Raw genomic sequence first — 12,469 nt, 5'->3', positions numbered from 1 at the left:
GCCGCGGCGGCGCCGCGGCTGCCCGACAACGCGTTCCGGGTCTGAGCCGCGTGACGACGACGAGCTTCTATGATGGCCTCCTCGGGACCGTGTACGCCAATGCCATTGCCGATCAACGTTTCGTTGAGGACGACGTGTTCACCCAACTGGTCGCCGATGCCGACGGCCCAGCCCTGGAGCTGGGCAGCGGAACCGGACGCCTGACGCTGCGCCTGCTCGCCGCCGGGCACGACGTCGAAGGGCTGGAGATCTCCGATGAGATGACCGACGTGTGCGTCGCCGAGGCGAGCCGGCTCGGGCTGCGCCCGGTGGTGCATCGCGGCAGTTTCGCGCCGCTCGACGCGTCGCTGCGCGGATACGCGGTGATCTTCTGCCCGCTCAACGCGTTCAGCTTCATCGTGGACGACGCCGTCGCCATGACCGCGGTGCACAGCTACGCGGCCGCGCTCAAGCCCGGCGGCGTCCTCGCGCTCGCCGGTTCGGCCGGCGAGGGCACCCTGCGCGACGGCACCGGCTGGACGCGGCGCCCCGACGTCCAGGTCGCCGAGGCCACATTCGCGCAGGTCGAGGAGCGACGGACCCCCGACGACGACGGCCGGTGCCTGCGGATCGAGCGGGTCATCCGGATCGTCGGCCCCGACGGAACCGTACGGCAGACGCAACGCGGGACACAGCTGCGGCGGTTGCGCCCCATCGCCGCGCTCGCCCAGATGTTCGCGGGCGCGGGGCTCGGAGCGCTGCACGCCTACGGCAACGACGCCGACTACATTCTCACCGGCCGTAAAGGATAACCCCACCACTATGTCCACCGATGTCGCCCAGGGTCGCCGAGGTGCGGCCGCCGTCTTCCTCGTCGTGGTGTTCGTCTCGGCCGTCGGCGACGAGATCGCCGCCATCGCGGTCATGTTCCACCTCGCCGAGACCGGGCAGTCGTTTCTCGTCGCCGCGCTGCTGGTGCTGCAGCTGGTGCCCGCCGTACTGCTGGCGCCGCTGGCCGGCCAGCTGCTCGACCGGCGCGACGCCGGGCGGATGCTCGCCCTGGTGTCCGGGGTGCAGGCCGTCGTCGTGCTGGCCATGAGCGCCTGGCCGAACACGGCCGTCCTGCTCGGCGGCTCGACGCTGGTCGGCCTGTGCGCGGCCGTGTCCACCCCGGCGGCGATCGTGCTGATCCCCCTGCTGGCCGGCGAGGCCTTCCCGACCCGGGCCAATGGACTGCTGGAGGTCAGCCGCTCCGCGTCCACGCTCGCCGGGCCGGTCATCGGCGGCGTGCTGGTGGCAAGCGTCGGGGTACGGCCGGCGCTGCTGGCCGACGCCGTGTCCTTCGCCCTGGCCGCGGCGGCGATCGTGCTCATCAAGGTGCGCCGCCCGGTCAACGACGACGGCAAGGTGTGGTGGACGGGCGCCACCGACGGCATCAAGTTCCTGGCCCGCCAGACCGAGCTGCGCACCGTCCTGCCGATCGTGATCATCACCGTGTCGGCCAGCTCGATGGTCAACGTGGCATTGGTGTTCTTCGTCAAGGGGCCCCTGCAAGCGGGCGCCACGGCCCTGGGCGTGCTGACCGCGGCGTGGGGGGTCGGCGCACTGGTTGGCGCCGCCCTCGGATCCCGCCGCGAGTTCCGGGTTCCCGAGCGTGTCGTGTTGATCGGCGCCGGCGTCATGGGCGTGGCGATCCTCGCGTACGGACTTGTCAGCGTTGTCGTGCTCGCGGTCGTCGCCGCGCTGGCGGCGGGCGCGGCCAACGCCTACCAGAACATGGGCATGCGTACGGCGGTGCAGATCCGCACCCCGAATGAGCTGCTGGGCCGCGCGCACGCCGCCGCGGGTTCGATCATCAACTCGTTCTTCCTGGTCGGTTTTGTGCTCGGCGGCATCTTCGCCGCGAGGGACCCCCGCGCCACGTTCGTGGTCGCCGGCGTGGTCACGGTGGTGGCCGCCGCCGCCGGTCTCGTGCTCATGGCCGCCCGGCGGGCGCCTGCGCCGCAGGACGGCGCCGCCGTACCCCAGGGAGATCGTGAGTGATCGCCTCCTCGCACCGCGGCGGCGTCAGTGCCGCGGTGCATGTGCTGCCCGACAGCCTCTACAGCGCGATCTGCGTGGTGGTGGCCCGCGGCTACCTTGACGACCCGCCGTCCGGCGCGGGTCTGGCCCATCTGTTCGAACACGTGTGGTTCGCGCACGGGCTCGACGCGCCGACCGTCGAGTGGGGTGAGACCCGCGAGCACGCCGTCGTGCTGCACCACGTGTGCCCGCCGGACGAGGTTCCGGCGGTCGTCTCCGCCCTGGCGCGGCGGCTTCACCGCTGCCGCGCCGCCCCGCCCGAGGCGATGGCGCCGCGCGTCGCGGCCGCGCTGAAGCTCATCGCGCTGGAACGGCGGACCGGACGGGAGCGGCGGGTCTTCGGGTTCCCGCGCCGCGACATCGCCCGGGCGCTGCGCGGCGATCCCGACTTCGATCCGGTCGCCGTCGACACCGACGGTCTGCGGCTCGACGGCATCACCTCGTTCCTGACCGGGCACCGCCTCGCCGTGTGCGTCGCGGGACCGCAGGCGTCGCCCTCACCCGGGGAACTGCTGGCCGCCTTCGCCGTACCGACTGACCAGGGCGGGACGGTGAGCGCGCTGGCGCCGGCACTGACAGGCGGCTGGTCCGTCGCCACCGAGGACGTCGAGGCGCGCGCCACCGCCTGGCTTCTTCCGTCCACCGTGGACGTCGCGGCAGCGGCCTGGCTCGCCACCGGGCTGATCGAGCGATGCCCGCCACCGGCCGGGCTGCGGTGGGTGTCGGGACGGGTCGTCTCCCCGTTCGGCACGGCGGCGGTGCGCGGCGGTCACCTGTTCGCGGTGGCCGCCGGCCTGGCGGACGGACCCGCCGCGGACCTCGTCCACGATCACCTGCTCCCGCTGCTGCGCGGTGACCTGGCGCAGTTCGACGCGGTGCGCGCCGCCACCGACGCGACCCGGATCGAGGCCACCGACCAGGCCGCCATCGACGCGATCGATCTGATCGGCCCGGCGATCGGTCACGACGCGGTACGGCAGGCGGTCCGCGAGGCGTCGACGGCCACGATGCGGGACTTCGCCGAGCTGCTCGCCACAAGCCCGCACGCGGAATTCCGCGCACACGCCGGGTCGCGGCGGTGACCGCCTGGGAGCGCCGCGACGGCAACCGCAGCGTGCGGTACGTGCACACCGGTGACCCGCAGCCGCGCGTGCACCTGCGCGCGGACAGCGCTCCGCCGGACGGGCCCGCCGTCCAGCTCATCCACGACGCGCTGACCCTCCCAAGGGTCTGGACCTTCGGCGCCCGGCTCGGCGCGGCCGCCCCCCTCGTCGACCACGGCCGCGTCATCGGCGTGGACGTGACGGTAACGGCGCTCGACCCGACCTGCGTCTGGGAGCAGGCGGCGCGCCTGCACGACGCCGTACGACCGGCTCCCGTGCCTGCCGAGCGGGCCGGGCGCGCGCTGGAACGGGCCGCCGCCGCGTCCGTCGAAACCTCGCATCACCTCGCCACCCTGGCCACGCTCTTCGCCCGGCCCACAGGCCCTGGCCGGATCCATGCGGGGCAGCTCGTCGCCGACGTCGTGCGCGCCGCCCGGCGGCTGCTCGAGGAGCCCGCGGCCGTGCCGGTCGGCGTGGCCGTCACCGCGGCGCTCGGGCCGGACGCCGTGGCGTGCGGCGAAGATCCGGTGATCAACCTGCGTCGGCCCCGCAGGCCACCGGCGTGGCTCGAGGTCGGCTCACCACGCGCGGATCTGGCCTACCTTCAGGTCCGGCGCGCCGTTCCGCCGGTCCGCACCTTACGGGAGCTGGCCGCGACCCTCATCGCCAACCAGGCGGCGTTCGGCCCGTACCACTCGGCGCTCGACGACATCGTGCGGTCCCGTGCGGCGGTGAGCTACCTGTGGGACTGCGTGACCGACCTCGCCCGCGGCGAGTTCGTCATGCTCGCCGCGCCGGACATGGCGACGGCCGACCGCGTGGTGTCGCTGATCCACGCGGCACACGCGGACGCGGCACGTCCTTCGGCACGCCCGGTCGAGGACGCCAGGCGCATCGTGCGGACTCAGGTGCTGCGCCGTCTCGCGTCGACGAACTCCCTGCTGCTCGCGCACGGCGAGGCGCAACGCGCCGGCCTGCCGGCGAACCTGTGGACGGCCCTGCCGGCGGCGCTGCGGGACGTGACCTTCGCCGAGGTCGACGCGGCGGCGCCCGGCCTGTACGCCGAGCCGCTCGCCACCACCCTGGTCGTGCCGGTGCGGGCGGAGGCTCAGCCGGCGTCCACCGCCCCGGCGACATAGGCGACGTCGAGTATCGCCACCACGTCGGCCGGCAGCCCGTCGGTCCCACGCCACGCGTCGAGGCTCAGGACCGCGCCCTCGGCCAGGTTGTCCAGCGCGCTCAGCAGCGACACCGACGGCTGCCGCGCCGCGATACGGAACGAGCGGCCGTTGACGGCCACGATGATCGTGTTCGGGTCCGCGGCGTCGGGCGCCCAGGAAACGGGTGTGCGCTGCGCCGCGCGTACCCCCGCCGCCTGCTGCCAGTCGGGCGGCGTGCACCGCGGGAAGTCGGGGAGGATCTCGAAGTTGGCCGTGCTGTGCCGCGTCACGCTCCACTGGTGCACGGCGGAGGTGGCGGCCGAGGCGGCGGTACGCCCGAACGTCAGCGCGTCGGCGGCCAGTTCGCGCTCCGTGGTGCTCCACCGCGGCGCCTGCGCACCGAGCCCGGCGCGAGTGAAGGCACCGGCCCACACCGGTCCCATGTCACGGAAGTTGTGCGTGGCGAGGTGCAGGCTCAGCGACGGCTGCCCGTCGGACTCGCCGCAGTGCCAGTAGGACGCCGGCCAGTAGAGCACGTCGCCCGGCCCGCCGGTCAGCCGCAGCGGCGGCGTGTCGACGGCGTCGGCCCCGATGCCGAGCGCGACGTACTCGTGCCCCGGGTCGCAGTCGTCCGGCGCCTGGCCGGCGAGCGTCTCGAACGGCCACAGCAGCATCGTCTTGACGCCTTCGGCCACGTACAGGAAGACGTCGGCGGTGTCCTTGTGGATGCGGGTCGGCCCCGACGCGTACGAGCCGGCGACGATGAAACAGTCCGAGATGCCTGCGGGTAGCCCGCGCTCGGTGCCACGTAGCCGGATGAACACGTCACGGGCGAATCGGTACAAGTCCGTGGATTGCGACTGTGCCGAGTTGGCCACCACGCTCCAGCCGACGTCCAACGACTGCGACACCCGCCGCGCGTACGGGCCGAACTCGGACTCGCCGGGGCCGGGAAGGTACTCGCCGAGCTCCGCCGCCACCTGCGGGACGGTGAAGACCTTGACGTCGTCGGGCCGGCGGCAGGTCCCGTCGCGTACGGCGGCGCCGATGCGGCGCAGGATGCCATATGTGTCGACCGCGTCGACGCCGTCGAGTCCGCGCAGGATGCACGGGCCGTGCCCCCAGTCCGCAGGCAGCCGGTCGAAGTCGACGACCGGGACGGCGGTGGTGTGCCCGGTCACAGGGCCCTGGCCGGCGCCGCGGCGGGGCGTCGATACTCCGCCGATCCCGACCGCTCGACGAGGCCGAGGTCTGCCAGCAGCCGCCGCAGCCGCGCGACGTCGTCGCCCGCGTGGGCGAGGATCGCGTTGACCTCGCTCTCGCTCAGCGTCTGGTCCTCGGGCAGGAGGCTGGCGAGGGCGTGCGCGATCACGTCGAGGTCTTCTGGCCGCTTCGGCAGGTCGACGATGCGGCCGTGGACGAGGTAGCGGCGCAACGGCGACTCCGGTGGGATCGCCTGGCACAGCGCGGTCATCTCCACCACCGAATCGCCGATCCGTCCCAGCGAGGCGATGTCGGCGATCAGCGCGTCACCGTCGCGCCGCAGCACGCCGGCCTCGACCAGTCGCATCACATCGCGGGAGAGGGGCTTGAGGTCCAGTCCCAGAGCGCGGCCCAGCTCCGCCAGCCTCACCGCGCCGGACTCCTTGTTCATCGTCACGACCGTGTTGACGATGGACAATCGTCGATCGTTGGACAACGCCAGCAGAATTTCAGAGGCGTCACTGAGGATGGCGGAAGTGGCCCGGGACTCCGATTTTGCTGCGGCGGACATGGAGCGACACTTTACCAGTTGCCGGATATCTTTCAATGAAAGATGATTCATTATGGTTAACTTCAGCGGGCGGTCGTCGGCGTGAAATTCCGGCGGCTCGGGCGCAGTGGCCTCGTGGTCAGCGAAATCGCCTATGGCAACTTCCTCACCCACGGCTCACAGGTCGACGAGGAAACGGCGCTCGCCTGCGTGCGCGCCGCGCTGGACGCCGGCATCACCACTTTCGACACCGCCGACGCCTATGCCGGCGGGCGCGCCGAAATGCTGCTGGGCAGGGCATTGGTCGGCGAACGCCGCGAAGGACTTGAAATATTGACCAAAGTCTACTTCCCGACCGGGCGTGGCGCCAACGACAGAGGCCTGAGCCGCAGACACATCATCACGTCGATCGAGCGGTCGCTGCGCCGCCTGCGGACGGATCACATCGACCTCTACCAGGCGCACCGATTCGACCACCGCACCCCCTTGCGGGAGACGATGAAGGCGTTCGCCGACGTGGTGCGGTCCGGCAAGGCCCTCTACATAGGCGTATCCGAATGGACGGCCGAGCAGATCCGGTCCGCGCACGCCTACGCCCGTGAGCTCGGCGTGCCGCTGGTGGCCAATCAGCCCGAGTACTCGGCGCTGTGGCGGGTCATCGAGGCCGACATCCTGCCAGCCTGCCGTGAGCTCGGCGTGGGTCAGGTGGTCTGGTCACCGATCGCCCAGGGCGTACTGACCGGCAAGTACGCATCCGGCGGCGCGGTTCCCCACGGAAGCCGGGCCTCCGACCACAACGGCGGCGGCGCCCTGAACATCCAGGGCTACCTGCGCGACGACGTCCTCGAGCGGGTGCAACTGCTCCGCCCGCTCGCGCGCGAGGCGGGGCTCACCATGGCGCAGCTGGCGGTGGCGTGGGTGCTGCGCAATCGCGACGTCGCCGCCGCGATCGTCGGCGCCTCCCGCCCGGACCAGCTCACCGAGAACGCGGCGGCGTCCGGCATCACCCTGGACCCCGCCCTCGTCGCCCGGATGGACGCCGTGCTCGCCCCGGTCGCCACCCTTCACCCCTGACCCTGGAAGAAGGCCCCGCCCTCGACGTGGCCGCGCTCGACCAGGCACTGACGCTGAGGTGCACGGCCGGCCAGGCCCCGGCCAGCATCGAACAAGCCCTCGCCTGCGTGCGCACCATGCACCGCCTGGCCGGCCACACCAACCAACCAGCCACCCACCGACGCCGCCCGCCTGGCCCTGCGCGCCTACAAACGCGCCCGCGCCGAAACCGGTGCCCGCGGCCAGCGCGAAGCCCCACCCGTGAGCATCGACGCCCTACGCGCCATGATCAGCGCCTGCGACCTGAGCACCCGCATTGGCATCCGCGACCGACTCCTGCTGGTACTCGGCCTGGCCCTGATGGGCCGCCGCTCCGAACTGGTCGCCCTGACCTGCGAGGACATCCGAGAAGTTCGCGACGGCCTGGAGGTCACCATCCGCACCTCCAAAACCGACAAAGACAGCCACGGTGAGACCATCGCCATCCCGCGCGGCAGCCACCCCCTGACCGACCCCGTCGCCGCCTGGACCGACTGGATCACCGTGCTCACCGACGCCGAAGAAACCTCCGGACGGTTGTTGCGCCGCATCGACCGCCACGGCAACCTCGGCCCCCGCCTGGGCGCCGACGCCGTCAACGTCATCATCCGCGCCCTGGCCATCCGCGCCGCCGTGTCCAGCGCGGAGACCTTCACCGCGCACAGCCTGCGCGCCGGCGGCGCCACCGTCGCCTACGCCGCGGGCGTCCCCGTCTCCGTCATCGCCAAGCACGGCCGCTGGGCCCCCGCCTCCCCAGTCGTGCTGCGCTACATCCGCGCCGTCGACCGCTGGCGAGACAACGCCATGCGCAACGTCGGCCTGTGACCAGCGAAAACAGGCGTCAGAGTGGAGGCTGGCTACCTCTCAGAGACGCGGCCCGGACGACCTCCGAGCGAAGGCCGCTCACGGTTTCTCGGTGACATCAAATCTGCGTCGGCGCCAGGAACGAATGGCTTAGAGCCAATGGCTGTTCCATTGTTCCCCGCGGCCGGGGACCGGCGCTGATCAAGCGCGGACCGCGCTTCTCGACAGATTGAAGCTGTCGGCTGCCGTTGGACGACCCTGTTGACCTGGGACGACAGCACTACTTTGCGGCTGAGCGTAGCTTTAGGAGTCCAGGGCCGTGTGCGCCTCATCCACCGGAGCCCAGGAGCCCTGGTGCGGCTTGAGCGCGAGCACGAACGGCCAATCCAGCGGCCCACAGTTCAGCGGTGAAGGCCGCATTGTCGCCGTAGGCGCAGTCGGCCACCAGCGCCCGAAACGGCACGGCGGCGGCCTGAGCCCGACCTGCCAGAGCGGCCGCGAGCTGCGGCTTGGTGCGAAATGCCGGATCGCTGCGGCCGCGAGGCAGCCGAGCGGCGGGGGTGTAGGGCACCGCGTGCAGCGGGTAGTAGACCCGCTCGTCGGCCCAGAGTGTGGTCACTGCCACGATCCCGTTCTCGATCTTCCCGACCGAGCCCAGATACTGGTGGGCGGTGTGCGCGGTGGCGGTGCCGTCCTTGCGGTCCCCTCCTGTCATCGACCACCGGCACCCCGCCCGCATGCGGCGCGGTCACCGGATCGGCCCGCAGCAGCTCAAGGCGCCGGGCGTTGACTTTCTCGTGATCCCACGGCGACTCCGACTCAGAAGAACTGCAGCCGCTGCACCGCCGCATTCTGGGCCCCGACCACCGGCTCCGCACCGGCCAGGGCCGTCAGCGTCTTGTTCCGGTCCCGCGGCAGCAACAGCCCGGCCAGATATTCGCGGAACCCCCGGCGCTGCGCGAGCGAGCACCACAGATCATCGAACCGGGCCGCGTACTCCTCCAACGGACCCGGCGCCGGTGGACACGGACGCCGCGCGGTCACCACCACGACCACCCCCGAACAGCACCAACTACCCCTATCCACCGGCTTACCGCGACATCGACCCCATGTCAACAAACCACCGACTAGAGCCCGGCTTTGCCCATGGGGTTGTCCTTCCAGCGGTCGACGGCGCGGACGTAGCCGTGCACGGTGGGGGAGGTGGGCTTCCACCGACCCTGTTCGGCGATTTTGCCGGTAGGCACGTTCGCGTCGGCCAGGGTGGTGGCGCCGCCGGCGCGTAGCCCATGTGCGCTGTAGCGCTCGGCGTCGGCCAGCCCGGCGCGTAGCGCGGCGTCCTTAACGATGGCGTTCAGCGTGACGCCCGACAGTCGTAGTCCGCCGCGGCCGGCCCAGCCGGGGGTGCCGCCGATGCGGCCGAAGCGGTCGATGGGGCGCAGCAGCGCCCCGGTGGTGATGCCATGCTCGCGCAGCACGGCCAGCCAGGTCTGCACCGAGCGGACTGGGCAGGTGGAAAGGTGCGAGCCGTAGGGGACCGCGACGGTCTGCCCGGCGGCGTCCTGGTCGGTTTTGCTCATGGGGATGAACACCTCCAGTCCTTGGCGTGGGAAGGTGAGGTGGTCGCAGTCGATGGCGGCGATCTCGCTGCGTCGGCCCATCAGGGCAAAGCCGAGCACCAGCGCGGCCCGGTCCCGGATGCCGGTGGGTGTGTCGTCGGGGGTGTGCTCGACGAGGCTGCGCAGGATGTTGATGGTGATCGGCGGGGCTTTGCGCACCGTGTTGCCCCCTTTGGTGCTCCAGTCACGGCGGTAGGCGCGCAACGCGTCGCGGGCGCCGGTGGTGTGCGGTCTGGGCAGGCCGGCCTTGCCGTGCGCGGACGATACGCAGGCCAGTGCCTGGTCGATACTGGCCGGGGCCAGGCCGCGCCCGGCCAACTCGGCGACGAAACTGGCCAGGGTGGCGGCGGTGGCCGGCAGCGGGGTGCGGCCGGTGGTCGTGCACCAGGACAGGTACTCGGCCCAGACACGGGCGTAGGCGCGGGTGGTGTTGGCCGCCGGAGCCGCCGCGATCAGCCGCGCCGCCTCCTCGGTCACCTGCTCGTCGGCCGAGCGCCGACCACCGACGACCGTCACCCCATCCAAGACGACCGCATCGCCCATCCGTGCCGCGCTGTCGGCCGGCGCGCGCCGAGCGAGCGCGACCCCGGACGGGCTCGGCTCATCGGGGGAGGCCGCCGCCTCGGCACCGTCATTGCCGTCAAGGCCCGGCGTCGTCCCGTCAGCGTCGTCTGGGCGCTCCAGGCGCATGCGGCCCCCCGGTAATTCATAGGATCATTGGTTCTATTTTTGGCGCTGCAGGCTTACGATAAGGCAACTTATCGCAAGCCTGCCCGGCATGCACGTATCGCCGAGTTATCGTAACGTAACACTTCGATTTTTTATCGTGTCGGGAAGACACGTTTTGGTAGAGTGCTTGGGTGGCTGACAACGTATCACCCCGCTCTGCGGATGACCCGAAAAACACCGCTTTCGGCCTCCGCCCGGAACCGGGCCATCCGGCCGACCCGCCGGTGGCGCCGCGCGACGACGACCCGCCCGGCACCACCGGCCGCTCCGACGGCGGGCCGGGCGTGGCGGCCGAGCTCCGGTCGCCCGCCGCCGATGCGGCGGCCCCGCACGGCCGATGTGCCTGGGACGGTCAGCCGCTGCCGCGCTCCGCCGGCCGCCGGCCTCGCCAGTACTGCAGTGACGCCTGCAAAACCGCCGCCTCCCGCGCTCGGCGCAAAGAGCAGATCACCGCGGTGACCGCCGCGGTGACCGAGTCCGGTGCGGTCCTGGCCGAAGCACGCCCGCTGCAGGAGGCACTGCGCACGCTCGTCGACCGCTTCGCCGAAAAGGTCGACCTGGCCGAGAGCGGCGCGCTGGCCCGGATCAGTGCCGCCGAAGCCGAAGCCGCCGAGGACCGCGCGGACGCCGCGATCGCCCGCGAGCAGGCCGCGGCCGCCGATCGCGCCCGCATCAGTGCCGAGCGGCGGATGCGCGAAGCCGAGCAGGCCCAGCGACTGGCCGAGGAGCGCGAGGGCAACGCCCGTGTCGACCTGGAACGTATCGGGGAAAAGACCCGCGCCGAAGTGCTCGAACTCGGCGAAAAGCTCGGCGACGCCAAGAGGGCCACCGAGCTCGCCGAAGGCGTGACCGCCGACCAGGCCAACCAGCTGCGCGCCCTGCGCACCGAAAACCGCGAGCTGCAGGCCGCCCGCACGGCACTGGACGACGAGTTCGCCGAACGCGGCCGTCAGCTGCAGACCGCGCAGCACACCGGCGCCCAGCTGCGGACCCAGCTGAGTGAGCACAGCGACCGGGCCGCAGCCCTGGCGCTGCAACTGGCCACCGCCACCGCCGACGCCACCACAGCACGCGAGGGGGCCTTGGCCACCCACGCCGGCCTCGAGCGGGTGCGCCAGCGCCACGACGAGCAGACCCAGCACCTGCGCGCCGAGCTGGAGGCCGCCCGGCAGCAGGCCGAGGCCCGCGCCACCGAGCTGATCCGGGTGCAAACCCTGCACGAGGCCGACCAGGACCTGCTCGCCGAACTGCGCGGCCAGCGAGAGGACCTCAAGGCCCGCCATGACGCGCTGTTCGCCGAGGTAGGGAAGCTACGAGCCGAGATCGACCAGCTGCGGGCGCGCCCCGGCGCCGCCGCAGAGCCCGAACAGGACCGATGAAGCCGTCACCGGCCGGTATTACCGTAGGTCAGAGTGCATCGATCCGCCCGTCAGACGCGGCGTCGACGGCCAAAGACAGGAGAGCCGAAGGGCCACACGATGGCGCGGCCAGCGCCACGACCACCGACAACCACACCGCGCAATGCCCAGCGAGCGTTCACCGGTGAGCCTCAGGAGGTCAGGCTGGACCTGGTGACGGCCCAGGGCGATTACAGGGTGGCGGCGACCGGCATCTGGCCATCATCGGGTCAGATGCTCAACGGCTGCCCGTAGCCCGCTGCCTCCTTGAGGCCGAGTTCATCCAGCCGCGTTCCACAGCGGCTGCCTACCGGAATCGTCGACCCGACGTCGAACCAGTCGATCAGCGCATAGCCGCCACTGACATCCCAGTGACGATTTCTGCTGACAGAAAATGACGAAACCGCAGCTCAAGCAGCCACAGCACCGTCAAAGCCTCGCAGGAAACGTCACCAGACTTCAGCCGGGGGAGTGGCGCTGCGCCGCCCAGGAGCGCATACACCGAACGCGGCCAATTCGCCGGGCTGCGGAACATCTACCGAGGAAGGAGCGAGAGCGCTCAAAAACTAAGACGAAACCGGCACAAAAGCGTCAAGCAAGTGAGAGGTCTTCACGTTACTGACACGAAGTGACGATTTCGCTGACGCCACGTGACGAAACCCCAGGTCGGCGAGATGACGAATCGCATCGCCGTAGCTATAGGAGTTCCAGGCCGTCGAGGCGGGGCCGAATGTGACCAACTTGCGGGAAT

The 12,469-nt window shown here is 71.4% G+C and carries 12 protein-coding genes; 7 read left to right on the top strand and 5 right to left on the bottom strand.

Features of this window, described 5'->3' with window-relative positions:
• Nucleotides 1–134 precede the first annotated feature (134 nt).
• From FHR32_RS38795 to FHR32_RS38780, 4 genes are read left to right on the top strand one after another with little or no spacing between them, the layout of a single operon-like run.
• Nucleotides 135–791, top strand: a complete 657-nt coding sequence (locus tag FHR32_RS38795) for a class I SAM-dependent methyltransferase (RefSeq protein ID WP_221466797.1) — start codon at nt 135–137, stop codon at nt 789–791.
• Between the two features lie 10 nt (nt 792–801).
• Nucleotides 802–2,022 carry an MFS transporter gene (locus FHR32_RS38790; RefSeq protein ID WP_184759422.1) on the top strand — a complete coding sequence of 407 codons (1,221 nt, stop codon included), beginning with the start codon at nt 802–804 and terminating at the stop codon, nt 2,020–2,022.
• The gene (locus FHR32_RS38785; protein WP_184759421.1) at nt 2,019–3,143 is read left to right on the top strand and encodes a hypothetical protein; all 1,125 of its coding nucleotides are present in this window, start codon (nt 2,019–2,021) and stop codon (nt 3,141–3,143) included. Before FHR32_RS38790 ends, FHR32_RS38785 begins: the two co-directional genes overlap by 4 nt.
• Entirely contained in the window at nt 3,140–4,303 is a 1,164-nt protein-coding gene (locus tag FHR32_RS38780) for a hypothetical protein (RefSeq protein ID WP_184759420.1), read from the top strand. The genes FHR32_RS38785 and FHR32_RS38780 overlap by 4 nt, the downstream gene beginning before the upstream one ends.
• Here the strand turns inward: FHR32_RS38780 and FHR32_RS38775 are convergent.
• The gene (locus FHR32_RS38775) at nt 4,273–5,505 is read right to left on the bottom strand and encodes a JmjC domain-containing protein (protein ID WP_184759419.1); all 1,233 of its coding nucleotides are present in this window, start codon (nt 5,503–5,505) and stop codon (nt 4,273–4,275) included. The two genes, FHR32_RS38780 and FHR32_RS38775, sit on opposite strands and share 31 nt — an antisense overlap.
• Nucleotides 5,502–6,005, bottom strand: a complete 504-nt coding sequence (locus FHR32_RS38770) for a DUF2087 domain-containing protein (RefSeq protein ID WP_184759418.1) — start codon at nt 6,003–6,005, stop codon at nt 5,502–5,504. The genes FHR32_RS38775 and FHR32_RS38770 overlap by 4 nt, the downstream gene beginning before the upstream one ends.
• Nucleotides 6,006–6,179: 174 nt before the next feature.
• Between FHR32_RS38770 and FHR32_RS38765 the strand changes: the two genes are divergently transcribed.
• Together FHR32_RS38765 and FHR32_RS38760 are read left to right on the top strand one after the other, a co-directional pair.
• Complete coding sequence (locus FHR32_RS38765; protein ID WP_184759417.1) at nt 6,180–7,151, top strand: aldo/keto reductase family protein; 972 nt, start codon at nt 6,180–6,182, stop codon at nt 7,149–7,151.
• 240 nt (nt 7,152–7,391) lie between these two features.
• The gene (locus FHR32_RS38760; protein WP_221466796.1) at nt 7,392–7,994 is read left to right on the top strand and encodes a tyrosine-type recombinase/integrase; all 603 of its coding nucleotides are present in this window, start codon (nt 7,392–7,394) and stop codon (nt 7,992–7,994) included.
• A gap of 307 nt (nt 7,995–8,301) precedes the next feature.
• Here FHR32_RS38760 and FHR32_RS43680 read toward each other — a convergent pair whose 3' ends face one another.
• From FHR32_RS43680 to FHR32_RS38750, 3 genes are all read right to left on the bottom strand, one after another.
• The gene (locus FHR32_RS43680) at nt 8,302–8,688 is read right to left on the bottom strand and encodes a transposase (RefSeq protein WP_221466657.1); all 387 of its coding nucleotides are present in this window, start codon (nt 8,686–8,688) and stop codon (nt 8,302–8,304) included.
• Between the two features lie 104 nt (nt 8,689–8,792).
• Nucleotides 8,793–9,059, bottom strand: a complete 267-nt coding sequence (locus tag FHR32_RS43675) for a hypothetical protein (RefSeq protein ID WP_221465275.1) — start codon at nt 9,057–9,059, stop codon at nt 8,793–8,795.
• A 41-nt stretch (nt 9,060–9,100) separates the two neighbouring features.
• Nucleotides 9,101–10,282, bottom strand: a complete 1,182-nt coding sequence (locus FHR32_RS38750; RefSeq protein WP_184759416.1) for a site-specific integrase — start codon at nt 10,280–10,282, stop codon at nt 9,101–9,103.
• 170 nt (nt 10,283–10,452) lie between these two features.
• Here FHR32_RS38750 and FHR32_RS38745 point away from each other — a divergent pair, with 170 nt between their 5' ends.
• Nucleotides 10,453–11,700, top strand: a complete 1,248-nt coding sequence (locus tag FHR32_RS38745) for a coiled-coil domain-containing protein (protein WP_184759415.1) — start codon at nt 10,453–10,455, stop codon at nt 11,698–11,700.
• Nucleotides 11,701–12,469: the final 769 nt, after the last annotated feature.

The sequence above is a fragment of the Streptosporangium album genome (genome assembly GCF_014203795.1).
GTDB classification, from domain to species: Bacteria; Actinomycetota; Actinomycetes; order Streptosporangiales; family Streptosporangiaceae; genus Streptosporangium; species Streptosporangium album.
The sequence above is the reverse complement of the archived record's forward strand: the minus strand, read 5'-3'. Positions and strand labels throughout refer to the sequence as shown.

Bases quoted from the DNA above. Each gene is read 5' to 3' on its own strand.
- FHR32_RS38790 (WP_184759422.1), top strand. From the start codon at position 802: ATGTCCACCGATGTCGCCCAGGGTCGCCGAGGTGCGGCCGCCGTCTTC.
- FHR32_RS43680 (WP_221466657.1), bottom strand. From the start codon at position 8,688: ATGACAGGAGGGGACCGCAAGGACGGCACCGCCACCGCGCACACCGCC.
- FHR32_RS38750 (WP_184759416.1), bottom strand. From the start codon at position 10,282: ATGCGCCTGGAGCGCCCAGACGACGCTGACGGGACGACGCCGGGCCTT.